General features: G+C 35.6%; 24 protein-coding genes and 1 other RNA gene. 21 read left to right on the forward strand and 4 right to left on the reverse strand.

Going from position 1 to position 26444, the window contains the following annotated elements:
- Positions 1-33: 33 nt before the first annotated feature.
- The 11 genes from eno (at position 34) to F823_RS0102445 (ending at position 12408) form a co-directional block, all read left to right on the forward strand.
- Complete coding sequence (gene eno / locus F823_RS0102395) at positions 34-1320, forward strand: phosphopyruvate hydratase (RefSeq protein WP_002843568.1); 1287 nt, start codon at positions 34-36, stop codon at positions 1318-1320.
- 261 nt (positions 1321-1581) lie between these two features.
- Entirely contained in the window at positions 1582-1815 is a 234-nt protein-coding gene (secG, locus tag F823_RS0102400; RefSeq protein ID WP_002843596.1) for a preprotein translocase subunit SecG, read from the forward strand.
- A 118-nt stretch (positions 1816-1933) separates the two neighbouring features.
- Positions 1934-4045 (forward strand): ribonuclease R, encoded by a 2112-nt coding sequence (gene rnr / locus F823_RS0102405; RefSeq protein WP_002844975.1) that lies wholly within the window; start codon positions 1934-1936, stop codon positions 4043-4045.
- Between the two features lie 12 nt (positions 4046-4057).
- Positions 4058-4513, forward strand: a complete 456-nt coding sequence (gene smpB / locus F823_RS0102410) for an SsrA-binding protein SmpB (protein ID WP_002844974.1) — start codon at positions 4058-4060, stop codon at positions 4511-4513.
- A 192-nt stretch (positions 4514-4705) separates the two neighbouring features.
- Positions 4706-5740, forward strand: a complete 1035-nt coding sequence (locus tag F823_RS0102415; RefSeq protein ID WP_002843579.1) for a helix-turn-helix domain-containing protein — start codon at positions 4706-4708, stop codon at positions 5738-5740.
- 38 nt (positions 5741-5778) lie between these two features.
- Positions 5779-7173 carry an aminopeptidase gene (locus F823_RS0102420; protein WP_002843594.1) on the forward strand — a complete coding sequence of 465 codons (1395 nt, stop codon included), beginning with the start codon at positions 5779-5781 and terminating at the stop codon, positions 7171-7173.
- A gap of 182 nt (positions 7174-7355) precedes the next feature.
- On the forward strand, positions 7356-8042 hold the full coding sequence (locus tag F823_RS0102425; RefSeq protein WP_002843562.1) for a YdjY domain-containing protein: 687 nt from the start codon (positions 7356-7358) through the stop codon (positions 8040-8042).
- Between the two features lie 18 nt (positions 8043-8060).
- Complete coding sequence (locus tag F823_RS0102430) at positions 8061-9245, forward strand: TVP38/TMEM64 family protein (RefSeq protein WP_019595342.1); 1185 nt, start codon at positions 8061-8063, stop codon at positions 9243-9245.
- Between the two features lie 34 nt (positions 9246-9279).
- Positions 9280-9966 carry a TVP38/TMEM64 family protein gene (locus F823_RS0102435; protein WP_002844970.1) on the forward strand — a complete coding sequence of 229 codons (687 nt, stop codon included), beginning with the start codon at positions 9280-9282 and terminating at the stop codon, positions 9964-9966.
- A 49-nt stretch (positions 9967-10015) separates the two neighbouring features.
- Entirely contained in the window at positions 10016-10999 is a 984-nt protein-coding gene (locus F823_RS0102440) for a heterodisulfide reductase-related iron-sulfur binding cluster (protein WP_019595343.1), read from the forward strand.
- A gap of 80 nt (positions 11000-11079) precedes the next feature.
- A complete protein-coding gene (locus tag F823_RS0102445; protein ID WP_002843581.1) occupies positions 11080-12408 on the forward strand; it encodes an HlyC/CorC family transporter in 1329 nt (442 codons plus the stop codon).
- Positions 12409-12561: 153 nt separating this feature from the next.
- Here F823_RS0102445 and F823_RS0102450 read toward each other — a convergent pair whose 3' ends face one another.
- Positions 12562-13410, reverse strand: a complete 849-nt coding sequence (locus F823_RS0102450) for an NAD(+)/NADH kinase (RefSeq protein ID WP_002843595.1) — start codon at positions 13408-13410, stop codon at positions 12562-12564.
- 127 nt (positions 13411-13537) lie between these two features.
- On the opposite strand from F823_RS0102450, the gene F823_RS0102455 reads away from it, so the two are divergent.
- Positions 13538-14461: an RluA family pseudouridine synthase gene (locus tag F823_RS0102455; RefSeq protein WP_002843582.1), complete on the forward strand. Its 924-nt coding sequence runs from the start codon at positions 13538-13540 to the stop codon at positions 14459-14461.
- 71 nt (positions 14462-14532) lie between these two features.
- Positions 14533-15543, forward strand: coding sequence for a nucleoid-associated protein (locus F823_RS0102460; protein WP_002844964.1), 1011 nt, complete (start codon positions 14533-14535; stop codon positions 15541-15543).
- An 89-nt stretch (positions 15544-15632) separates the two neighbouring features.
- On the opposite strand, the gene acpP is transcribed toward F823_RS0102460, so the two are convergent.
- Positions 15633-15860: an acyl carrier protein gene (gene acpP, locus F823_RS0102465; RefSeq protein ID WP_002843564.1), complete on the reverse strand. Its 228-nt coding sequence runs from the start codon at positions 15858-15860 to the stop codon at positions 15633-15635.
- A 266-nt stretch (positions 15861-16126) separates the two neighbouring features.
- On the opposite strand from acpP, the gene F823_RS0102470 reads away from it, so the two are divergent.
- The 4 genes from F823_RS0102470 to F823_RS0102480 all read left to right on the forward strand — a co-directional run bounded on the left by F823_RS0102470 (position 16127) and on the right by F823_RS0102480 (position 19188).
- Entirely contained in the window at positions 16127-17152 is a 1026-nt protein-coding gene (locus F823_RS0102470; protein ID WP_002843560.1) for a LacI family DNA-binding transcriptional regulator, read from the forward strand.
- A gap of 80 nt (positions 17153-17232) precedes the next feature.
- A non-coding RNA gene (ssrS, locus tag F823_RS10820) (6S RNA) lies at positions 17233-17424 on the forward strand.
- Between the two features lie 62 nt (positions 17425-17486).
- Positions 17487-18878 carry an aminotransferase-like domain-containing protein gene (locus F823_RS0102475; RefSeq protein ID WP_002843580.1) on the forward strand — a complete coding sequence of 464 codons (1392 nt, stop codon included), beginning with the start codon at positions 17487-17489 and terminating at the stop codon, positions 18876-18878.
- Between the two features lie 109 nt (positions 18879-18987).
- The gene (locus tag F823_RS0102480; RefSeq protein ID WP_002843589.1) at positions 18988-19188 is read left to right on the forward strand and encodes a DUF896 domain-containing protein; all 201 of its coding nucleotides are present in this window, start codon (positions 18988-18990) and stop codon (positions 19186-19188) included.
- A 40-nt stretch (positions 19189-19228) separates the two neighbouring features.
- Here the strand turns inward: F823_RS0102480 and F823_RS0102485 are convergent, their stop codons facing one another.
- Complete coding sequence (locus F823_RS0102485; RefSeq protein ID WP_002844618.1) at positions 19229-20143, reverse strand: selenium metabolism-associated LysR family transcriptional regulator; 915 nt, start codon at positions 20141-20143, stop codon at positions 19229-19231.
- Positions 20144-20722: 579 nt separating this feature from the next.
- Entirely contained in the window at positions 20723-21517 is a 795-nt protein-coding gene (locus F823_RS0102490) for a DeoR/GlpR family DNA-binding transcription regulator (RefSeq protein ID WP_002844619.1), read from the reverse strand.
- Positions 21518-21744: 227 nt separating this feature from the next.
- Here F823_RS0102490 and deoC point away from each other — a divergent pair, with 227 nt between their 5' ends.
- From deoC to F823_RS0102510, 4 genes are all read left to right on the forward strand, one after another.
- Positions 21745-22410, forward strand: coding sequence for a deoxyribose-phosphate aldolase (gene deoC, locus F823_RS0102495; RefSeq protein WP_002844624.1), 666 nt, complete (start codon positions 21745-21747; stop codon positions 22408-22410).
- The gene (locus F823_RS0102500; RefSeq protein ID WP_002844961.1) at positions 22394-23584 is read left to right on the forward strand and encodes a phosphopentomutase; all 1191 of its coding nucleotides are present in this window, start codon (positions 22394-22396) and stop codon (positions 23582-23584) included. The genes deoC and F823_RS0102500 overlap by 17 nt, the downstream gene beginning before the upstream one ends.
- 27 nt (positions 23585-23611) lie before the next feature.
- Complete coding sequence (locus F823_RS0102505; RefSeq protein ID WP_002844611.1) at positions 23612-24814, forward strand: NupC/NupG family nucleoside CNT transporter; 1203 nt, start codon at positions 23612-23614, stop codon at positions 24812-24814.
- Positions 24815-24920: 106 nt separating this feature from the next.
- The gene (locus F823_RS0102510; protein WP_002844597.1) at positions 24921-26222 is read left to right on the forward strand and encodes a pyrimidine-nucleoside phosphorylase; all 1302 of its coding nucleotides are present in this window, start codon (positions 24921-24923) and stop codon (positions 26220-26222) included.
- Positions 26223-26444 lie beyond the last annotated feature (222 nt).

The raw sequence follows: 26444 nt of genomic DNA on the forward strand, positions 1-26444 counted from the left end.
CCAAGATTTTTTAGAGTTGAGAGGAGATATATAATGTCAGCTATTGAATTAGTATACGCAAGAGAAGTTTTAGATTCAAGAGGTAATCCAACAGTAGAAGTTGAAGTAGTTCTAGAAAGTGGTGCTCTAGGTAGAGCCATAGTTCCTTCAGGTGCATCTACAGGTGCTTTTGAAGCAGTTGAACTTAGAGACGGAGATAAGGAAAGATACATTGGTAAGGGTGTTTTAAAGGCAGTTGACAATGTAAACGAAATAATAGCTCCTGAAGTAGAAGGTCTAGACGCTTTTGACCAGCCAGGTATAGACGGTCTTATGATAGAACTAGATGGTACTCCAAACAAGGGTAAGCTAGGTGCTAATGCTATACTAGGTGTTTCTCTAGCAGTTGCAAGAGCTGCTGCAGATGAACTTGGTCTTCCACTATTCCAGTATATAGGTGGAGTAAATGCTAAGCAGTTACCAGTCCCAATGATGAACATCTTAAACGGTGGAGAACACGCAGACAACAACGTAGACGTTCAGGAATTCATGATCCTACCAGTAGGAGCTGAGTCTTTCGCTGAAGGCTTAAGAATGGGTGCAGAAGTATTCCATTCATTAAAGAAGGTTCTTGCAGCTAAGGGACTAGCTTGTGGTGTAGGTGATGAAGGTGGTTTCGCTCCAAACCTTGGATCAAACAGAGAAGCTCTAGAGCTAATCGTTGAAGCTATAAAGGGTGCAGGTCTTGAACCAGGTAAAGACGTTATGCTAGGTATGGACGTTGCAGCATCAGAAATGTACAATGACGGAAAGTACGAACTAAAGGGAGAAGGCAAAGTCCTTACTTCAGAAGAAATGATAAACCTATATGAAGGTTGGGTAAATGAGTTCCCAATAATCACTATAGAAGACGGTCTTAACGAAGAAGACTGGGATGGTTGGAAGCTACTTACTGAAAGACTTGGTAAGAAGATCCAGCTAGTAGGTGACGATTTATTCGTTACAAACACTGAAAGACTTGAAAGAGGTATTGAAGCTGGTGTTGCTAACTCAATCCTAATCAAGGTAAACCAGATAGGTACACTTACTGAAACTCTTGACGCTATAGAAATGGCTAAGAGAGCAGGATATACAGCAGTTATATCTCATAGATCAGGTGAAACAGAAGATACTACTATAGCTGATATAGCTGTTGCAGTAAACGCTGGACAGATCAAGACTGGTGCTCCATCAAGAACTGATAGAGTTGCTAAGTACAACCAGTTACTAAGAATCGAAGAAATAGTTGGAGAATCAGCTAGATACGAACAGTTAAAGTCATTCTACAACCTTTCTAGATAGTTTTATTTAGTTTTGTACATGGATATGCAATATTATACTAGAGTCTAATATTGATATATAAATTAATGTTAAGATAATTTCTAAATATTGAAAATATTAGCCGTAGATTGACACACTAGTGTTGATTTACGGCTTTATTTTTTCGTGTTAAAATAAAATAAGAATTAGACATAATACTAGGTAAATCCTTGTAATATTAATGGTTTTATGATATAATACACTACAGGCTGAGATAAAACTAATTTTGAAATGGAGGATCAAATGAACGTTAGATACATACTAATGGGTATTCAGGTATTCCTAAGTATCCTTATGATTATAACTGTACTACCGCAAGAGAGTAAGCAGAACCAGCCCCAGGTATTTTTAGAAGACAATGCTTCACAGGCATACTTCAAGCCAAAGGGTAAGGAAGCTTTTTTAAATAAGATGACAAAGATAATATCTGTCTTATTTTTCATCAATGCAATAGCATTAGTTATTGTGATGAAATAGTCTTGCACAAGGCCAGTGTGGGATTTAATTAAAGAATTAAATTTAGTTTTTTAAAAAGATGTCCTCAGGGCATCTTTTCTTGCTAATAAGCGTAACTATAAATTACAAAAGGAGAGATATGCAAAAAGAAGAATTAAAAGAAAGAATATCGGGATTGTTAAACGATGAAAATTATAAACCGCTCAATATCACTGACCTTGTAATGATATTTTCAGACACTAAAAAGGGTGGAGTAATGATATCAGAAGTGATAAGAGAAATGGAAGAAGATGGAGACCTATTTATCAATAAAAAAGGAAAAATTGGGTCTCTTGCCTACTATGGTATGGCCAAGGGTAAGTTTATGGCCAAGACAAAGGGATTTGGCTTTATAAGTCTAGGTGACCAGGATGTATATATTGGTGCTGATGATACCAACCATGCCTTCAATGATGATACTGTCATAGTCAAGATTACAAAAGATGCCACTGGTGACAAAAAAGCAGAGGGTGTGATTATAAGGATAGTAGAGAGGGCCAATGATGAGTTTGTAGGTAGGCTTGAAGTGAGTAAAAACTTTGGCTTTGTGGTTCCAGATAGGAACAAGATGAGTACGGACATATTTGTTGCCAAGAGGGACTTCAATGGTGCCAAGGAAAATGATATGGTCGTATGCAAGATTACAAAATGGCCAGATAGTGATAAGGGAGCCAAGGGCGTGATTGTAGATGTTATAGGCCAGAGAGGTGAAAGGTATGTTGAGATAGATTCAATCATAAGAAGCCACAAGCTGCCAGATGCCTTCCCTAAAAAAGTAGAGATTGAACTAAAAAATATACCTGACTCGATAAGCAAGTCCGAGATGGAAGGAAGATTAGATCTTAGAGATAGGCTTACATATACAATCGACGGGTCTGATTCCAAGGACTTTGACGATGCTATAGATATAGTCAAGGAGGGTAATATCTACAAGTTGGGTGTCCATATTGCTGATGTAACCCACTATGTTAGAGAAAACTCCAACCTAGACAAGGAGGCCTTGAAGAGGGCTACTTCTGTGTATATGGTAGATAAGGTTGTTCCTATGCTACCTGAGAAACTATCCAATGGCCTGTGTTCATTAAATCCAGGCGTAGATAGGTTGACCCTATCTTGTCTTATGGATGTAGATTCTAAGACTGGAAAGGTAGTAAATTACAATATTGAAAAGACTATTATCAATTCAAAGGCTAGGATGACATACACACAGGTGTCTGACATACTTGAAAATGAAGATAGAGACATTATTGATAGGTACTCAGACTTTGTAGAGTCATTTAAAAATGCTAGGGACTTGGCTGACATCTTGAGGAAGAAGAGAGAAAAGAGAGGGGCAATCGATTTTGATTTCCCAGAGGCTAAGATTAAATTAGATTCACAGGGTATGCCTGTAGATATAGCCCCATATGAAAGAAGAGTATCCAACAAGATGATAGAGGAGTTTATGCTTCTTGTCAATGAAACTGTTGCAGAGCATTACTTCTGGTTGAAGGTACCATTTGTCTACAGGGTCCACGAAGAACCAGATGAGGACAAGATAGTCACCCTAAAGAACTTTATAGCAGGCTTAAACTACAAGATGCCTATGTCAAAGGGAGGATTAAAATCAAAGGATATGCAAAAGCTCCTAGGCTCCATAGACCACAAGGAAGAAAAAAGAGCCATAGGTTCAGTGATGCTTAGGTCATTGAGGCAGGCTAGGTATTCACCTGAATGCTTGGGTCACTTTGGACTAGCTGCCAAGTATTACAGCCACTTTACATCACCAATCAGGAGGTATCCTGACTTACAGATACACAGGATTATAAAGGAAGATATAGAGGGTAGGCTATCTGACAAGAGAAAGGCCCACTATGCTTCAATTTTAGAGGACGTATCTAGCCAGTCTTCTACTCAGGAGAGAAAGGCTGAAATGGCAGAGCGTGAAGTAGATGACTACTACAAGTCAGTATATATGTCTACAAAGATTGGGGAGGTATTTGAAGGGGCTATTTCTGGAGTGACTTCATTTGGTATATTTGTAGAACTTGACAATGGTGTAGAAGGCTTGATAAGATTAAGAGAGTTACCAGATATGTATATATACAATGATATGTCACACACACTTGTAGGAGAGAGGACTGGTAACGTATTTAGGTTAGGTCAGGTGGTTCAAGTAGAACTTATCAATGTTAATGTTGAAGCCAGGGAGATAGACTTCGACCTGGTATAGGAGGAGAATATTATGGTTGGAATAAAGGTTCTGGCTACAAACAAAAAGGCCAGACATGATTATTTTATAGATGAGGTGTACGAATGTGGTATTGAACTCAAGGGTACAGAGGTCAAGTCCATAAGACAGGGGCGTATAAATCTTAAGGAGGGATATGCATCTGTAGAAAACTCAGAAGTATTTTTAAAGCAAGTCCATATTAGTCCATACGAGCAAGGTAATAGGTTTAATGTAGATCCATTGAGGGTTAGGAAATTGCTCTTACATAAGTCTGAGATAAGAAAGCTAATAGGAGCTACAACTATAAAGGGTTATTCCTTGGTACCTATGAGGATGTACCTTAAGAATGGAAAAGTAAAGCTTGAGCTTGGTCTTGCCAAGGGTAAAAAGCTATATGATAAGAGGCAGGATCTTGCAAAGAAGGATGCAATGAGACGAATAGAAAGAGAGTCCAAAGATAGGTACTAAAAAGACTTACATGGTGTTATAAGATAATAAATACATAGAGGTGTATAGTATACACATTGTGATTTAATCTTATATGTATCAGTAATTTCAAGGGTTGCAACCAGCAGTTGACAAATTTCCAAGTCGACTTTCTTGTATGCAACCCCTATTTATACTATCCTTAAACCATAAAATATATGAGGAGGACTTAAAATGATTATGTCTGAAAAAATTATGAGCCTGAGAAAAAAGATGGGCTGGTCACAAGAGGAACTGGCTAATGAATTAAACGTATCTAGGCAGTCTGTATCTAAATGGGAAACTGGAGTATCTATTCCTGATATGGCAAAAATAGTTATGATGAGTGAGGTATTCGGTGTTACAACTGATTACTTGTTAAAAGAAGGAGCTAATGATGAAATACTAGAGTTAAATTCTAGTAGTCAAGAAATTACGAGTTCTGATATCAAAAAGGACTATAAAAAAGAAGGCAAGACATTTGTAACAATTGAAGAAGCAGACGCCTATTTAGACCTAGAAAAGAAAAACAGCCTAGAGGTAGGATTTGGTGTTGCCCTATGTATATGGTCATCAATAATACTGATAATTTTGGAATCTATATCAGAATCTAAACCTAATGTCTTAAGAGAGAGCCTAGCCAGTGCAATAGGTGTTTCTATAATGTTTATTATGATAGCTATCGCAGTATATATATTTTTCACTAGGGCGTCTAGGGCTGAAAAATTTTCCTATATAGAAAAGGAAGTCTTAGAGTTAGCTTATGGAGTAGAGGCCAGTATTAAAAGAAAAAAAGAAGCATATGCCCATATTGGCGATATGAATATAGCCCTAGGAGTAGTAGCTATAATTCTAGGAGTTATACCAGTAGTAGTTGCTAGTAGTATGGATCTTGAAGAAACATATATGGGTGCGAGTGTCGGCCTAATGTTATTTATGATTGGCATAGGTGTTATGACAATAATAAAGGCCAGTAGTATAAAATCGTCATTTAAAAAAATACTAGAGGATGAAGAAAGCAGAGTTTATAGGAAATTGGTGAAAAAAGAGATAGGATGGCTGCCTGGAGTGTTTTTCTCAACTGTCACAGCCATATATCTAGGCTATAGTTTTATAACTGAAGACTGGTCTAGGTCTTGGATTATATGGCCTGTAGCCTCTGTAGGATTTGCAGCTTTATATGGTTATGTGGAAAGGAAAGTAAAGCACAAATTAGAATATGAGAAATAAATTATATATAAATTACAAAATGAATTAGAGGTGGTTTGATGTATAGAAAAAATATGTGGGAAGTTTATGACGAAAAACAATTAGGTCAAGTAGAAAGGCTAGCTGAACAATATAAAAAAGATTTAGATCTTGGTAAGACAGAGAGAGAATGTGTCGACATAATTGAAAAAAAGGCTATAGATAAGGGTTATAAGAACCTAGAGGATCTTATTAAGGGTAAGTACACTGTAAAAGCAGGTGATAAAGTCTACGCTAAGTGCATGGGTAAAACAATAGTTTTGTTTAACATAGGTAGGGAACCTATTGAAGATGGGATGAATATATTAGGGGCCCATCTTGATTCTCCTAGGATAGATGTAAAACAAAATCCCATGTATGAAAATACGGGCCTTGCCTACCTTGACACTCACTATTATGGTGGTATTAAGAAGTACCAATGGGTTACAATACCACTGGCAATCCACGGTGTGGTAGTCAAAAAAGATGGGAGTAAAATTGATATAGTAATAGGTGAAGATGATAATGATCCTGTATTTGTTATAACCGACCTCTTGATTCACCTAGCTCAAGACCAGATGCAGAAGAAGGCTAACGTAGTTATAGAAGGGGAGGGTTTGGACCTCTTATTGGGTTCAAGAGGTTTGAAGGATTCAGAAGAAAAAGAACTGGTTAAGTCCAATATATTAAAAATTCTAAAAGATAAGTATGGCTTTGAAGAAGAAGACTTCTTATCTGCAGAGCTTGAAATAGTACCTGCTGGCAAGGCAAGGGATTGTGGTCTTGATAGGTCAATGGTAATAGGTTATGGCCAGGATGATAGGGTATGTGCCTTTACATCATTATATGCCATGCTAGAAGTCGAAAATCCAGCTAGGACGTCTTGTTGTATATTGGTTGACAAAGAGGAAATAGGGTCAACTGGAGCTACTGGTATGCAGTCTAGGTTCTTTGAAGATAGTCTTATGGAACTTGTAAATCTTATGGATATAGGGGATTCAATGACCGTCAGGAGGGCAATGAGAAATTCAACTATGCTTTCCTCTGATGTTAGTGCTGCCTATGATCCATTATATTCCAATGTATATGAAAAGCAAAATTCTGCTCATTTTGGTATGGGCTTGGTGTTTAATAAGTATACTGGTGCTAGAGGTAAGTCAGGTTCTAATGATGCAAATGCGGAATATATTGCTGCACTTAGGTCTATAATGGATGACAATGAAGTTGGCTACCATACAGCAGAGCTTGGAAGGGTAGACCAAGGTGGTGGTGGAACCATAGCCTATATACTAGCAGGACAAGGTATGAATGTAATAGATTCAGGGGTCGCAGTTTTATCAATGCATGCACCTATGGAAGTTACTTCAAAGGCAGATATATATGAAGCATACAAGGGCTATAAGGCGTTTTTAAATGATATGAAAAAGATTGATTAGTAAGTTTGAATAAATATATTATTGGAATTATTTTTAAAATAAAAAATGATTATAATAAGTATAGAAAAAATCTTGAGATGCTATTCAAAATTAAAATAGGTAAAATATGGCTTTTACTATTCAAATTTTAAAATCATGTTATAATTAAAGGAAAGAAAAATACGCCTAGGAGGTATGGTATTATGAAATTAAGTAGAAAAATTATGGCAGGACTACTTTGTCTATCATTAGTTGGTATGGTTGGATGTAGTTCTAAAAAGAATGAGGAATCCAAGAAGGAAGCAACAAAGACAGAGGAAAAGATGAAAATTGAGGTATCTGAAAAGAACCCAATCATCGTAGACAAGAAGGCAAAGACTGTGACAGTTCTTTCTCAGGTGAATGGTAAGTATTTTACTGAGCCTACTAGACATGCTTCAGTTGAAAAATCAGGAAGTAACGGTACTAAGTCAATATTTACGGCCTATGCAACACCAGAACAGTTCTATAATGGTTTAGTTGAAATCGGTGCAAAGGCAGGAGAGAATATGAACCCAGATAATGCAACAACTACTCATGTTGAAGGATCTAAATTAACTGCAACAGTAACTTGGGATGGTGCTGATAAGGCATATGATATCAATGATGTAGTAAAAGATTCAAATGGAAAGAAGATAGATTTTAGATTTGGTGGTAATCTTGAAAGAGCTAAGACTAAGAAGACTGGTTGCCTTTCTTGTCTAGATTCTTGTCCAGTAGGTATAATATCTAATACTACATATACTTACGGTGCAGTAGAAAAAAGAAATGAAGTAGCATTTACAGGTAATGCGGATGTATTGCCAGAAGATGGTACATTTGTAGCAGTAACTTATAAGTTAGCTGAGTAGTAAATTAAGGAGTAATAAGTGAAGAGATTAAGAGCGTTGTTTTATCATTTAACGACGGGTATTGCCATTGGACTTTTGGTATGCCTACTTTTATTCTTTAGTGTGAACTATGAGATGATGGTAGGTCATCCTCTTGTTATGTATATATTTACAGGTTTTGGCTTGTTATTGGGGCTTGCATATTCAACTATAAACAAGAGATATACATTTTTCATTCTAGAGGCTATTATACTTGTAGTGGGTGCAGTGTCTGGCAAGTTAGTCAGCCTACAGTACGTAGTCAAGGAAACTATAATGTACAATGGGCCTGTTAGAGAGATACTTGTTCCAACAATTGTTATTATAGCTATAGTTAACTTTATAAACCTGTATATAGTACTTACACAAGACAAGTACCAAAAGTACTATACTAGGGCAGAAAAAAAGGCTATGAAGCAAGAACAAGTTAGGCTGAGTGACCTTAGGGAGGAAAAATCTGAGGAAGAAGTAGCCCATTTAAAGAGAAAAAGAAAAAAAGAAAGAATAATAGCCTTGCTATTTATAGCGATTTTATTAGGTGTGTATTATTTTGTCCCTACAGTGCGCTATAAGACTAATGAGGCTTTTGCAACTATATCTAAGCTGGATACGAAGGTAGTAATTGCATATTTGAGGTCATATGGAAAGATGGCAGCTGTAGTGTCATTTATTCTTATGGTTTTACAGTCTATAGCTGCACCGATACCAGCATTCTTGATAACATTATCTAATGCAGCTATATTTGGTTGGGTGAAGGGAGCTATGCTTTCTTGGTCATCAGCAATGGCTGGTGCAGCCCTTTGCTTCTTCCTAGCGAGAGCCCTTGGTAGAGACTTTGTTGAAAGACTTACAAGCAAGGGTGCTATGGAGAGCGTTGATGTATTTTTTGAAAGATACGGTAAGTATGCGATATTGATTTGTAGACTACTTCCATTCGTATCTTTTGACTTTGTAAGCTATGGAGCAGGACTTACAAATATGAGTTTCTGGTCATTCTTTATTGCAACGGGTGTTGGTCAGTTGCCAGCGACAATAGTTTATTCATACGTCGGAGGAACCCTAACTGGTGGTGCTCAGAAGTTATTCGTGGGTCTATTGACATTGTTCGCATTATCTATAATGATAGGTATTGCTAAAAAGATCTACAATGACAAGCAGAAGAAGAAGGCTGGAGAAGAAGTATAGGATATATAAATTATTTGAACAAGGATGGATTTAAATGACAAAAAAGATAAACAAAAAAACAATATCTATAGTATTGGGTTTGGTTTTATTATTTTTGTTTTATAAGTTCTTTTTGAGGGGAATCACAGCTCAAAGTATTCGTGATTGGGTCAATGGATTTGGTGTATTGGCCCCAATCGCCTATATATTTGTATGGGCCGTGCTTCCCGTTTTCTTTTTTCCGGTACCAATATTGGCACTTGCAGGAGGGTTATCGTTTGGTCTGATAGATGGGTCTATATATACAATTGTAGGTGCTGTTGTAAACTCATCAATCATGTTTTGGATGGCCAAGCTCCTAGCCAAGGATTTGGTTGCATCTTATCTAGAGAGGAAGATGCCCGAAAAGTGGTGGAATAGGTTTATGAAGTTAGGTAAAAGAGATGGATTTTTTGTTTTATTTATTTGCAGGTTAATTCCTGTAATGCCATATAACGTTATAAATTATGCATCTGGACTTACTGAAATTTCCTTTGTTTCTTATTCACTAGCTACTATTTTGGGTATATTACCAGGTACAGTGATATTTTTAAATGTAGGAGATAAAATATTGGATATTAGGTCACCTGAATTTATTTGGTCAATAGTATTTGTAGTACTATTGACTATTATATCGATAATGCTCGGTAAATATGTATCCAAAAAGGCAGATGAAAAGGAAAAAAGATTAAAGAAGAGTTAGTTACAGGATAATTGGCTTTATAAAACAATGATAATTGAAGGAGGCAGATATGTCTTACTACGATATTGAACTTGCAAAAGATTGTATACATTGTGGAGCCTGTACCAGGAATTGTACATTCCTAACAAAATACAATATGGATTTAAAAAACTTTGAAGAACACAGTGAGCTTGCCTATTCTTGTTTTTTATGTAATAAGTGTAAGATTGTATGTCCAGTTGATATAGATGGGGCTGCAATAGGTATCAAGCACAGAAGAAATGAAGTCAAAAACAATGGCGGCAAGCTGGATAAGAAAGGATATTCTGGTATAGTACTAGAAAAATACAATTACAAGTTTAAAAACTATAAGAATGCCAGGGGAGTCAAGTCTGCTATATTTACAGGTTGCAACTTCCTTTCTTATACACCTAATACTGCCAATACACTTATAGACATGATGAAAGAATTCGATATAGGGGTTATATTTGATTGTTGTGGCAAGCCTATATCCGAACTAGGCCTAAAAGATAAGGAATTAGACATCATCGAAAAAATACAGAAGAAGCTTGATGACATGGGTATAGAAGAACTTATTATGGTCTGTCCCAACTGCTATTATTATCTAGCTGGTAGGTTAAATGTCAAGATGGTCGACATATATACCAAGTTAAAAGAATTGGGTCTAGGTCAGAATTTTGATGAAGAAAAAATCAATATGTTTAGACCTTGTCCTGATAGGGAATCAAACTACTTAGAAGAAAAGGTGGCTCAGTTTATGCCAAATACAGAGATTATAAACCTCAACGAACAATGCTGTGGAGCAGGTGGTTGTGCAGGTGTTAGAGAACCTGACTTGTCATCTGGCTTCAAGGAAGATATTAAGGCCCAGGCGAATGGTGAGAAGGTCTACACATACTGTGCTACGTGTACAGGTATGATGAGACCAAAAGATATAGATATTAGCCATGTTCTTACTAGGATTCTAGGCGTTGAAGAAGGTGAAAAGATGAGGAACTCTCTGATCAATAGGATGAAATTCAAATTTAAGTAGAATAGATATCTTATATGTGGTATAGTATACTTGAGATATTAAGTAAAAAACAAAAGAGATAAATAAGGAGCGTGGTTTTATTGGAATCTGGCAGTTTGTGGATTCAAGTAGTAGTATTGGTGATATTGGTGATTTTGTCAGGTTTTTTCTCAGCATCAGAAACAGCCTTGATGTCGATAAGCAAGATGAAGATTAGGCATTTGAAAGAAGAAGGCGTAAGGGGAGCTAATGTAGTTGAAAAGATTACTAGTGAACCCAAAAAACTCTTAAGTACGATTTTAGTCGGTAACAATGTGGTAAACATTGCTGCCACTTCTATATCTACATCTCTTTTACTGTCCTTGTTTGGCAGTCAGGGTGTGGCTATGTCTACTGCGATAATGACAATTATAATACTGGTATTTGGAGAAGTTACACCAAAGACTCTAGGTTCTAATAACAAGGAGAGAGTTTGTCTATCGGTTGCTAAGATCATAAACATTTTGATTATAGTTATGACGCCAATAGTCTTTGTAATGAACCTTATCACAACCATAATATTCAAGATTTTTGGTATTAAGGATGATGATCCCAAGTCTCTTGTTACAGAAGAAGAGTTAAAGCTTATGGTAAATGTAGGTCATGAAGAAGGTGTGTTAGAGCAGGAAGAAAGAGAGATAATAAACAATGTCTTTGAGTTTGGTGATATGAAGGCAGAGGATGCTATGATCCAGAGAAAGGACATGATAACGATAGAGGCAGATGCTAGTTATGATGAGGCACTAGAGATATTTAAGAACGAAAAAATGTCTAGGATGCCTGTGTTTGAAGATTCTGTTGACGATATAATAGGTATACTGAATTTCAAGGATATAGTATTTTTAACTGATGACCAGGAAGAAAATTTCAAGGTCAGGGACTATATGAGAGAGCCATTTTTCACATATGAGTTTAAGAAGATATCACATCTTTTAGAAGATATGAAGATGGCTAAGGCCCAGATAGCTATAGTATTAGACGAGTACGGAGGAACATCTGGCCTATTGACTGTAGAGGATATAATAGAAGTTCTTGTCGGTGATATTGACGATGAGTATGATGAAGAGGACGATGATATAGTTATGGTCAAGCAGGATGAATATATAGTAGATGGGTCTACCAAGATAGCTGATGTAAATGAGTTTTTGTATGAAGAACTAGAGTCAGAGGAATTTGATTCAATAGGTGGTTACATAATGGGATACATCAACGGGCTACCTGAAGAAGGACAAGAAATTGAACTTTCAGAGTCAACCAAGATAAAGATTTTATCTTTGGATAAAAACAGGATAGGTAGGATAAAGATCAATGTAGTAAAAGTTGAAAAAGATGATGACGAGATCAGTTTTAAGGAGTACATTGAAAAGGAAAGCGGCAAGGACCAAGATTAGTTACAAGGGTCAGAGCCAAAGATAAGTTTTTACAAAAAAGCAAAAATAAAAATGCTAAATTTCAACCATTTATTTAGTTGAATTTAGCATTTTTTTATTCTCTGAGACTTATGAGTCAGTCCCTTTAATATTATAAACAAGAGCCTATATAGCTTATCTTCTCCTAAGTTCGTCGGCCTTATAATCGTATGTCTTTAAAAACTTCATATAGACCCTATCCCAGAACTCATAGTCAGAAAGTCTAAGAAGCTTGACCTGTTTTTTAGATTGTCTAGTCTTGATTGATCTTACATTAGATAGTTTTGTTTCTTCACCGTCGATCACCAAAATTATAGTGGCCTCGTTTTTGTATTCAGGAATTATAGAGATTTCGCTATCTTCAGATGGAAGGATGATACTAGATGTAAAGCTCCTAAATGCATTGGTGCTTATTGGAGATATTGGTGTTATCTGCATAATTTTAAGCCTGTTATCAACTATGCTACCACCAGCTGAGTAATTGTAGGCAGTAGATCCAGTGGATGTTGATATGATAAGTCCATCTCCACTGAATGTCTCCATATAATTGCCGTTTACATGTAGGATGAGGTGGGCAGTTCTTGACCTATTGCCCCTTACTACCAATTCATTAATAGCCTGTTTTATTGTTTTACCTTCATTGTCAAGTATTTCTATTTCTAGTAGGTCTATTTCATTGACCTCAAAATACATTCTCTGGTAGCAATCTATAAAATAATCTATTTCAGCTTCATCTGGCAGTATTTCAGCAAAAAATCCAAGGTGTCCAGTGTTTACACATATAAAGGGAAGATCGGGAAAGTCTAGGTCCCTGGCAGCCTTTAGAAAAGAGCCATCACCACCGACTGATATCACAAGCTCTGTATCAGATTCTAGTTTATCACTAGTTGCAAAGCCATTTTTTTTGAATTTATCCTCCATTATATCTTTAACTTTTTTAGATATTTCAAGTTCATTTGACCTGAATGTTATTGTCCTTGCCATAATATCATCCTCGCAATTTTGAAAATTAATTAACATAGTAATTATATCATATTGGTAGCCACTTGTGTTATAATATATAAGCATATTGAAGAGACTGTACAAAATAAGTAAAGAGGAGAGAGGTATTTTGTTTATAAAAGATGAGCAAAGTTGGGATAAGTTTGTTATCAGTGTGGATAAAGAGATAAAGATTCAAGACCTACTAAGAGATGAACTTGGATTTTCAGCTAGGTCTATATCAAGACTAAAAAGAGAAAAAAATATATATGTCAATGGTAAATATACAAAGCCTACACTCCATGTAGATAAAGGGGATATAATAGAAATACCGATAATAGAGGAAGGGTCTGATTTTGAGGGTCAAGACCTAAATGTAAGGGTATTGTATGAGGATTTTGACCTTGTAGTTGTGGATAAACCTCCATTTATGGTTGTACATCCTACCAAGAGCCACTATCAAAATACCCTAGCCAACCACCTAAGCTACCATTTGGACCAAGAAGGACAAGATGTGAGGGTTAGGTTTGTCAACAGGTTGGATATGAACACATCAGGCCTAGTTATAGTTGCCAAAAATGCCTATGCCCACCACAAGTTGTCTTCGGATATGTCAGACAAGTTGGTTGAAAAGGAGTACTATGCAATAGTAAATGGTGTACCTGACCATAAAGAAGCCACAATAGACCAACCGATCTATAGGGAGACAGAGGATTCCATAAAAAGAATTGTAGACCCAAGGGGGCAGAGGTCTATTACCCACTATAGTCTTATAGGCTCCTATAAGGACTGTGAGGGACATTTGATAAGCTTACTAAGGATTAGCTTAGAGACAGGTAGGACCCACCAAATTAGGGTTCACATGGATTATATTGGCCATCCAATAGTCTCTGATGAGCTGTATGGTCAACTACAGGATAACTTGATTGGTAGACAGGCCCTTCATGCTAGGAAGTTGGTTTTTAATCAACCTAGGATGAAAAATGAAATTGAGCTAGTGGCAGACCTTCCAGATGATATGGTAAGGCTTTTGGATAAGTGTGAAAAAATATAAGAATATACGCTACTATAGTATTTATGGTTAGTGTTTAAATCTAGGATAGAATAGGTAGACAGGAGATTAAAATGATAATTAATAAGTTTATAATACACGTATTGGACAAGAATTCGGAATTTCCAATACTAAATGATGTTGAGAATACAATAACACCAGAGACAGATGCCTTTTACCAGAAGGTTATAAGAAGGATATTGAGAGATGATGATTTAAGAAAGGCTAAGTTTGACTCATACCAGGACAATGAAATAAGAATCTGCGCTGACCATATTTTAAATGAGGAGCCATCCTTTGTAGTGAGTTCACAGGGAATAGCTAGGTTTTTATTTGATTCAATGAAGATAAATGCAGAGTTGGAGTCTTGTGATTTGGCAGTAGTCCTATATACCCACAAGGACCAAAAGGGGGTAGCTATAATCAAACTGGATTACAAAAAGCTATACACTCATGATATTGGATATGACGATGACAAGCAGGCAGTATCTATAAAGATGGTCACAAATGACATAGGTATCCAAGACTCCCAGAAGATAGTACATGCAGCCCTAATAGGAGTAAATGGTATAAATGATGAGTGGCAGCTTGAAATCTTAGACAAGTTGGCTGAAAAACAGGAGACGGACTCAAGCTTTGTAACTGATTTTATAAAGGCCCACAAGGTAAAGGACGAAAAATTCCTTACTAAATCATTTAGAAATACAACTGAAAATTGGATTACAAATGCCTATGGTAATAATGTCAAAGAGGCAGAGGGAATCAGAAGCATACTCAACCATACCCTTAAAGAGGGCAATGATGTATCAATATCAAAGTTTATTAAAGAATCTATAAGCGATCCTGAAAGACAAGAGAGTTACAAGGAATTGCTTGAAGAAAAAGAAATAAATGAGGACTTTCCAATTGACAAGACATGGGTAGAAAAGAAATTGAAGAGAAGGTCTATTAAAACTAATACAGGCTTTGATATAAAGGGACTATTAGAAGACTTTGAAGATCCCATGAAGTATACAATAACTCAGAATCCGGATGGTACTGTAGATATAAGAATCAAGAACATAGAGTTTTACGAGGAAAAATAGAGCAGGTAAAATTTGAGCAAGTAAAAATAGAGTCTAGCTACTGTGTAAACAGATAGGAGACTCTATTTTGTATTAGTAGATATTGGAAATTAAGCCCTAGCTTCGATATAGGAAATAATATCATTGATAGTTCTAACCTGGTCTATATCTTCGTCAGGTATCTTCATATCAAATTCTTCTTCGATATTCATAATAATTTCTACAGCGTCAAGTGAATCTGCATTAAGATCTTCTAGAAGATTTGTTTCAGGTGTTATTGAATCAATATCATCGACACTTAGCTGTTCTGCTATGATTTCTCTTACTTTTTCAAACATAATATCCTCCTCTAAATTTAACCATAATATATAAGTCTTTTCATATACGAGTATAATAATATATTTTGAGGCATTTTTCAATAAAAAAAAAGTAAATCTATGTATTTATTAGTAAATATGTTATATAATAGATTGTGAGAAAACATTTTTGTGAAGTAATTTTGATTAAATAATAAAAAAGATTAATGGTAATGTAAATAATATGGGTAATACTTTATTAATGAAATTTATAGCGTGATAAGTATAAATGGGGAGGAGAACACAAGATGGTTATTAAAAAGCCGACAACAATTAAAGATGTAGCCAGAGAAGCAGGTGTGTCGATATCTACTGTTTCTAGAGTAATAAATGATTCTAAGCCTGTAACTAACGAGGTCAAGCAACGTGTTTTGGATGTGATAAAAGAGACTGGTTATGTACCAAACCCCCTAGCTAGGAGTCTTGTTACTAAGAAGAGCCAGCTAATAGGTGTGATAGTACCTGAGGTTACAGATCCTTTCGCAGCGGAGATACTAAATGGTATAGAAGAAATATCTAAGATGTACAACTATGATATCTTGCTTGCCAATACATACTCTGAAAAGGAACTTGAAAAGAAGAGCATAAACCTACTTAGGGCAAAGCAAGTAGAGGGCATAGTTATGATATGTTGGGATCTTGACCAGGAATTGGTAGATCAGCTAGACAACAGTGGTATACCGGCAGTTTATATCAGTAAGACTAATAGAAACTTTGATATATACAATGTATCAGCTCAGAATAGGCCAGCTGCTAGGGATATGACTGAATTTTTGATAGAAAAAGGACATAAGGATATAGCCTTGATGGTTACTAACTATCACATATCAGACCTAGCCAATGAGAGACTAGAGGGTTACAAAGAAGCCCTAGAAAAAGCTAAAATAGATTATAGGGAAGAACTAGTTGTTTCATCTGGTACAAATTATAGTGATGGATATGCAGCTGCAAAAGAACTTCTAGGCAAGGGAGAAAAGTTAGATGCAATATTTGCTACAAGTGATGAGGCAGCTGTTGGAGCAATCAATGCTTGTTTTGACATGGGCTATAAGGTTCCGGAAGACATATCAGTGGCTGGATTTAATGATGTGAAATTAGCCAAGATTTATAGACCTAAGTTGACATCTGTGTATCAACCTTTATTTGATATGGGAGCAGTCGCAATAAGAATTATAATCAAGCTAATAGGTGGCCTTGAAATAACCGAAAAGAGCGTGGCTCTACCATATAGGATAATGGATAGAGAGAGTGTTTTGGACAGAAATAACAAATAAGTCAAGACATTGGGACCACAAAAAGAAATATTTTTTATAGGTCAAGCACTTTAAAAAAAGCATAAAATAGTATATAATATACTTAACTGAAGCATACGTGATGGCTATATATAAGTTCAACCTACATATTGAATACGGGAGACCGAGTTCTACTATTAGTATGGACGGCCTAGCTTATTATAACCTAGGAAACCAGAAATTGTATGACAGGTCACCCACCTGGGTGAATCTCGGGTGTGAATTTAAATGGTCTACGGTGTTTTGGATATATAGGTGTTGTCTTGTATTAGGCAACACCTTTTTATATGTATGAACTTGTGATGGTGGTGATTATATGGATTTAAATAAGTACTATCTAGAATTTGGGGAAGATGAGAGTAAGTATCTACAGCTGGTAGCAAAAATAAAGGATATGATTATATCTGGTAAATTGGAGTATGATGAAAAGTTACCTGCAATTAGGTCCCTATCTAATAAGTTGAATATCAGTAATGCTACTGTTGTAAGGGTTTACAATATATTGGAGCAGGCAGGTTATATAAGTAAGAGAGAGGGTAGTGGTACCTACGTATCCTATCGTCGCAAGATAACAAAAAATATAGATCTTGACAACAAGGATATGTATAGACTTGATGGTGGACGTTCGCCTGTAGATATTTTCCCAGTTGAAGATTTTAAGAGGGCTATAAATACTGCTGTGGAAGAAGATTTTAGCATGATACTTGCATATGATGATGGCGATGGCCTAAAGGAACTTAAAAAGTCTTTTTCTAAGTACCTGTCAAAGTTCAAGATTATGAGCAGGGAAGAAAACATAATGGTTATATCTGGGGGCCAGCAGGGTATAGACATAGTCTGTAAGAGTCTTATAAATTATTCGGACCCTGTTTTTATAGAGTCTCCTAGCTACTCTGGTGCAATAGAGGTCCTAAAATCCAGGGGAGCCAAGATAATATCTATACCAATGCTAAGTGATGGACTAGACATAGGCATCCTAAAGCTAAAGCTTGAAAAGATAAGGCCAAAACTACTATATGTAATGCCAAATTTTCAAAATCCTACAGGAATATCATATTCTACTTACAAGAAGAAAAAGCTGATTGAATTAGCTCAAGAATATGATTTTTATATACTAGAGGATGACTTTATAAGCGATTTTAGATTTATGTCAGAAGACAATATGCCTATGAAGACTTATGATACTTACAATAGGGTCATATATATAAAGAGTTTTTCTAAGATTCTGATGCCAGGTCTGAGGTTGGGCCTAATGAATTTGCCACTGGAGCTTTCAAGTCGTATGCATATATCTAAATATTCTACAGATATATCTACATCTCCTCTTATTCAAAAAGCAATGTACTATTATATGGAGATGCCTGCTTGGAAAGAAAACCTCATGGTTATGGAGAAAAATTACTGTGAAAAGTATAAACTAGCCAATAAATATATAAGGTCTAGGTTAGATGGCTTGGTGTCAATTGTTGAAAATGATGGAGGCCTAAACTTTTTTATAGAGTTAAGAAGAGGTTATTACTCAAGAGACTTTGTTGATTTTATATACAAAAAGGGTGTAGTTGTCCAGTCTGGGGCAAAATATTTTGATAATGATATAGATGATAGGTATTTTAGGGTGAATATTGTAAGCGAAAATATAAGTAGGATTAGGGAAGCTATAAATATTATTAGACAAGGCTTAATTGAGTTTTATGATGCTGGAAAATAGATATTAAAGTCCTAGTTTTATTTGTTATGATTGAATTAATTAGACTTGTATAGTATAATTAGAAGCTGTAGTTTGTATATTGAATTACTATAATAGTAAGGAGGAAAGTATGGATTTAGTAAATGAATTTGATTCAAAAAAATTAGCTAGAATAAATGAACTTGCAAAAATTGCAAAAGAAAGAGCCTTAACATCTAAGGAAGAGTCAGAGAGAGCTCAGTTAAGAAAAGAATTTTTGGATAATTTCAGGGCTGGATTTAAGCAGCAAATGGACAATATAAAGGTTGTACATCCTGAAGATTTAAATTAGAAAAAGCCAGTGTATACTGGCTTTTTTGTTGGATTAATAACTATTCGTGTATAATATCTAGATTGTATTGGTCTGAGAAATATTCTAGGAATTTCTTTTCAGTTGGAGTAAAGATTTTCTTTTTTGAGAATAGGAAATAGAAATCCCTATTCAGATTAAGTCCTTTAATTTTATAGTGTTTAATTTCTCCTCTTGCTATACTGCCTTCTACTGACATCTTTGAAACAAGTGAAGAACCAAGACCGTTTATTACCATTTCAATAATTGCTTCGTTGGATTCGACTACGGCTCTAACGTTTAAGTTATTAATTGAGATTCCAGCCTCAGAAAGTGACTTTGAAAGGGCATTTCTTGTACCAGACCCATCTTTTCTCATAATTAATACAAGGTCTTTAAAGGTGTTTATGTCTACAACCCCATCCTTGTTTGGTATTTCTAGGTCAGTAGGGCATATCAGACAAAGATCATCTTCGAGAATCTTATGGTACTCAACATGCGGATGCTTTGTTTTTGATCCTACTATACCGAATGTCGCCCTTTCACTAAGAATCTCAGGTACTACAAGGTTAGAATCGCAGTGGCTGATATAGAAATTTATATTTGGATATTCTTTGCAAAATTTAGACAAGAAACCAGGGAATATGTAGGTCTCGGGTATAGAACTACAGACTATATGTATAGAACCTTCAATCTTACCTGAATACTCTTTGATGTCGTATACTGCCTTTTTACAGTTGTTTATTATGACGATAGCATGTTTGTAAAGAAGTTGTCCAGAGTCTGTCAGTGTTATAGTCTTATTGGACCTGTTTAATAGGACTGTTTGTAACTCGTTTTCGAGGTTTTGTATATGTGAACTTACAGTAGGTTGTGTTAGAAAAAGTTCCCTAGCTGCCTTGGAAAAACTCTTGTACTTTGAGACAGCTACGAAAACTTCCAGTTGTTTTATATCCATTTAATCCTCCTTTAGAAAAATAGAATACTATTATTATATTTTCATTATACTACAATAGACAAAAAAAAGATAGATTTTAGCAATAATAGTGATAGGAATATATAATATATCGATTAGTAAGGATTGATTATTGCATATTTATCCTACACTTTCATGATATTAGTAGATATTCACTATATAAGATGATTTTTATAAAGACTAATTAGGAATTGTTTCTAATTTTTATTATAATACACCGATAAAAGTATAAAAATTATCTGAAAACATTAAAAAAGTAGTAAATTTTCGGATATGAATAAAAATATTAGAAAAAACTAAATATTCATATTAAATTCATATTAAAATTACTTATAATTCATATAGACCTGTTATCATAACAGTGTAAAGACGATGTGGTCGTTTTTATAAAATATAATTACCCTATAAACTGGTGACGAACTCCCTCACATCCTCGATAATCGTCATCAGGGCTATTTTTTTCCTATAGGCGGGATTCTCGTCTATAGGTTTTTTGCTGTTTAGATGTACTAGTAGAGGGCTGGTTATTGAGCAGTAAAAAATAGTGTGAAGTAAATACTATCACACTATTATTAGTTCTATATGATTTTTATTAATTATATCTATCCACTCTTGACTGATTCCTGAATCGGTTATTATCTTATCTACCTTGTCTAGATTACACACAAAAGATGGTCTTACCTCTCCAAACTTACTTGAATCTACTAATAAAATAACTTCAAGAGAATTTTCTATGCTGAATTTTTTGATTGCAACTTCATAGGAGTTTGCACATGTCAGACCTAATTTTTCATGTACACCTGCAGCTGACAGGAATAGCTTTGTTGTCCTGGTATTGCTTACAATTCTGAGTGCATCTGGTGATTCAAACATACCTGTGTCTCTATGAAAGCTTCCACCTGAAAAAAGTATTTTAACATTGGGTTTTGATAGCATATGTATTAGGTTGTTTGCACTGAAAATTAGACTTGTAAATGTTAGATCGGGGTCTATATATTGTGATAGCCTCTCTGTAGTCGTTCCTAAGTCTATACATACAATATCATCTTCGTTAATTAGTTCAGCTGCTTTTTTTCCTATGGCTAATTTCTCATCTTCCATTTTTCTGGAGTTTTCATTTAAGTTATATGTAAAAACAATGTCATTTGTTTGTTTAAGAGGATTGCTCTGTCTAGGATTAAAAACAGCAGATCCATAGAAGTTATCTATTATTTTTTTTTCTTCTAAGTATTTTAAATCTCTTCTAATAGTCATCTCTGATACATCCAACATAAGGGCTAGTTCTTTAACTGAAGCACCATTATGTTCTTCGAGTATCTTTACTATATTATTCAGTCTATCTTCTTTTTTACTCAAATATACCGCCTCCATTCTCATTTATTATAACAAAAAAATATTGAGATTGGTAGAAAATGTGAAAAAATAATAAAAAATATTAATTTTAGAAAAAACGTTATCAAAAAGTGATAAAATACAAACAAAATTATTGACATATGTTCGAGTATGCAATATTATAATAGTGTAATCAAAATTAAGTTTTAAGTAAGTTTTTTAAATAGCATAATTTATTGGAGGTATATAAAATGAAAAAAGAAGAAATACTTAGTTGTATCGACCATACTTTGTTAAAAGCATTTGCAAAATGGGAAGATATAGATACTTTATGTGAGGAAGCTGTAAAGGCAAAGACTGCATCAGTATGTGTTCCTCAGTCATATATCAAGAGGATAAGTGAAAAATATCCTGACCTAAATATATGTACAGTAGTAGGTTTTCCTCTTGGTTACAATAGCACAGGATCAAAAGTACAGGAAATAAAGGATGCCTTGGAAAACGGTGCAAATGAAATAGATATGGTAGTAAACATATCAGATGTTAAAAACGGAGACTATGACAAGGTCGAAGAAGAGATAAGAACTCTAAAGGAAACTTGTAAGGGCAAGGTCCTAAAGGTAATAATAGAGACTTGTTACTTAAATGAAGAAGAGAAGATAGCGATGTGTAAGGCTGTTACAAACGCAAAGGCAGATTATATAAAGACATCTACTGGATTCGGAACAGCAGGAGCTACTATGGAAGATATTTTATTATTTAAGAAACATATAGGACCAGATGTAAAGATGAAAGCTGCAGGTGGAATTAAATCAGTTGCTGACTTAGAGGCATTTATTGAAGCAGGATGCGATAGAATAGGCACTAGCTCAGCACTAAAGATGTTAGAGGGGGCTTCAAATGGTGGAGAATATTAATAAGATAAAAAGAGTTTTTTTGATAGTATTAGATAGCTTTGGAATTGGTGAGCTAGAGGATGCGGCTGATTATGGTGATGAGGGTAGCAATACCCTAGCAGCCATAGTAAAGTCAGACAAGTTCAAGGCTCCCAACTTGCAGAAGCTAGGACTTTTCAATATAGAGGGTGTAGACCACTCAATGGCAGTTGAAAAACCTCTTGCAAGTTTTGCAAGACTAAAAGAAATGTCAAAGGGCAAGGATACTACAATAGGCCACTGGGAAATAGCTGGTATAGTTTCAAATAAACCACATCCAACATTTCCAAATGGATTCCCAAAAGACTTCTTAGAAGAGTTTTCAAAGAGAACTGGAAGAGGTTACTTGTGCAATATGCCATACTCTGGTACAGCTGTTATTGAAAGATATGGACAAGAGCATATGAAGACAGGTGATTTAATAGTCTACACTTCAGCTGACTCAGTATTCCAAATAGCTGCTCATGAAGAAGTTGTGAGTCTAGATGAACTATATAGATACTGTGAAATAGCTAGAGAATTACTAAAGGGAGACGACTTAGGAGTAGGTAGGGTAATAGCAAGGCCTTTTGTAGGAGAGCCAGGTAACTTTACAAGGACTCCTAACAGGCATGACTACTCATTAGTTCCTCCTAAAAAGACAGTGATGGACGAACTTTTAGAAGAGGGTAAGGATTCTATAGGTGTCGGCAAGATATACGATATATTCGCAGGCAAGGGAATAGCTCAGACCCACAAAATGAAAAACAACGAAGACGGAATGAATATAACAATTGACCTTATGGACAAGGACTTTGAAGGTATGTGCTTTACAAACCTAGTTGACTTTGATATGAAGTTTGGGCATAGAAATGATATAGATGGTTATGCAAATGCTACGACTGAGTTTGATCTTCAACTTGGACAGATGATGGATAAGATGAGAGACGATGATCTATTGATACTAACAGCTGATCATGGTTGTGACCCGTCTACACCAAGTACTGACCATTCAAGAGAACACGTTCCAATGCTAGCATATGGAAAGATGATTAAAGAAGGTATTGATTTAGGAACTAGGACTTCTTTCTCTGATATAGCTAAGACAATATCAGAAGCCTTCTCTACAAAGGGAGAAATCGAAGGAAATAGTTTTTATAAAAATATAGTAAAGTAAAAAAATACATCTAATTCGGGAGGAAATATGAAATTTTTATTTAATTTATTGGGAATCGTTCTTGTTCTAGCTCTTATGGTTTTGGTTTCTTATAACAGAAAAGCTATAGACAAGAAACAGGTTTTAAAGGCATTATTGGCGCAGGTTGTTATGGCAGCGATTATAATCAAGGTTCCAGCTGGTAGGGCAGTTATATCAACAGTAAGTGATGCTATAGCTAAGGTACTAAATTATGGTAGTGAAGGTATACAGTTTGTATTCGGATCTTTGGGGTTGGCTTCATCACCAACAGGATTTATATTTGCATTTCAGACTCTAGGTAACATAGTATTTATCTCTGGTTTGGTATCTGTACTATACTACTGTGGTATATTAGGATTCGTTGTTTCAAAGTTAGGCTGGGTACTTGGTAAGGCGTTTAAGACATCTGAGGTTGAGAGTTTTGTAGCTGTTGCCAATATGTTTTTAGGACAGACAGATTCACCAATACTTGTAAGTAAATACCTAGGTATGATGACAGACAGTGAAATAATGTTAGTTTTAGTATCAGGTATGGGTAGTATGTCAGTTAGTATAATTGCGGGTTATGTGGCTCTTGGTATACCAATGGAATCATTACTTATAGCATCAACTATGGTACCGATCGGGTCAGTTATAATATCTAAGATAATTTGTCCACAGACTGAAGAAATCAACGAGGTTGGAGAAGTTAAGATGGATAGAAAGGGTAACCACGAAAATGTTATCGACGCTATGTCAACAGGAGCTATAGACGGTATGAACATGGCGCTTGCAATAGGAGCAGCACTAATAGCTATAATATCTATAGTTGCCCTATTAAACGGAATACTAGGTAATTTTGGACTTTCACTAGAAGGAATATTATCTTACCTATTTGCACCTCTTGGTTATCTAATGGGTCTTGAAGGTGGTAATGTATTAAAGGCAGGAGAACTACTAGGTTCTAAGCTTATATTAAACGAGTTTGTTGCATTTGGTAAATTAGGACCAATGCTAAAGGCTATGGATCCTAGAACATCACTTATGTTATGTGTATCACTTGCAGGGTTTGCTAATGTAGGTAGTATAGGTATGTGTGTATCTGGTATATCAATACTTTGCCCAGAAAAGAGAGCTACTCTAGCTAGACTTGGAGTAAGAGGTATGATAGGTGGATTCTCAGTGAGTTTATTATCAGCTATGATAGTAGGTTTATTGATGTTAATATAGAAATTATTCAGTAAGATTGATGAATTAGTAGAATAGATATAGAAGATATATTTTTAGGTGAGAATTAGATATATACTTTTTGAAGTTTATTTTGGAGGTGGATATCATGAGAATGATAGATATAATAGAAAAGAAGAAAATAAAAGAAGAATTAACAGACAAGGAAATACAGTTCTGGGTTAGTGGAGTTACTGATGGTTCTATACCAGACTACCAGACTAGTGCCCTATTAATGGCTATACTTCTAAATGGTATGTCAGAAAGAGAAACAGCTACTCTTGCAGAAGCTATGATGCATAGTGGAGACGTTATAGACTTATCTTGCATAGAAGGTATAAAGTCTGACAAGCACTCCACTGGAGGTGTGGGTGATAAGACATCAATAGCCCTAGGATCAATAGTTGCAGCTTGTGGTTTAAAGGTTGCCAAGATGTCAGGTAGGGGTCTTGGACACACAGGTGGAACACTTGACAAGCTAGAATCTATAGATGGATTAAATATATTCCTTACAGAAGACGAATTTAAAAAGCAGGTAAGTGAAGTCGGTCTAGCTATTATCGGTCAGACTGGTGAGTTAGTCCCAGCTGACAAGAAGCTATATGCCCTAAGAGATGTTACAGCAACAGTTAACTCTATACCTCTTATAGCATCATCAATCATGTCAAAGAAGTTGGCTTCAGGTTCTAATGCTATACTACTTGATGTTAAGTATGGTGAAGGAGCATTTATGCCTACAGTTGAAGATGCAAAAGAACTTGCTACAGCCATGATATCTATAGGTAACAGACTAGGTAGAAACACAATGGCTATGATAACTGATATGAACCAGCCTCTAGGAAATACAATCGGTAATGCCTTAGAAGTTGAAGAAGCAGTTGAAACAGTAAAGGGAAATGGTCCAAAAGACTTCACTGAATTGTGTATGTGCGCTGGTGAGATAATGTTGATGCAGGGTGAACTAGCATCAAACAAGGAAGAAGCAAGAAAGATGCTTGAAGAAGCTATATCTAGTGGAAAGGCATATGAAAAGCTAATTCAGATGGTCAAAGCCCAGGGTGGTAACATAGAACAGATAAAGGATACAAAATTATTACCACAGTCTAAGTTCGTAACAGAAATGAAGTCAAAGGAAGCTGGCTTTGTTCATAATATACATTCACAGCAGCTTGGAATATTGGCTATGCACCTAGGAGCTGGCAGAGCTACTAAGGACGATCCAATCAACTATGCTGTAGGTCTTAAGATGAACTCAAAGAAGGGTGATAGGGTTGAAGTAGGAGACCTACTTTGCACAGTATACCATGATGAACCTCTTAAAGATGAATGGATAGAAATGTTCTACAACACATTTAGCTTTGGTGATGAAAAAGTTGACCCAATACCAATTGTTGAAGCTATACTAGACTAATTCAATTGAAAAAAGAGACAGAAATAAATCTGTCTCTTTTTTGCGTATGACGGGCATGCCGTCAGTCTGTGGTGAAAGTCCACGTAGGGCGTAGTTGCCGACGAACCTCATAGCAACTTGCAAGGTTATCACCGTGAGGTGATGGCGAGAAGAAGCAATAGCAAAATCGTAGCCTGACGTACAGAAACCTAATATAAAGGCTTACATAAAGGATGAGTGGGC

The organism is Peptostreptococcus anaerobius VPI 4330 = DSM 2949 (assembly GCF_000381525.1).
GTDB classification, from domain to species: domain Bacteria; phylum Bacillota; class Clostridia; order Peptostreptococcales; family Peptostreptococcaceae; genus Peptostreptococcus; species Peptostreptococcus anaerobius.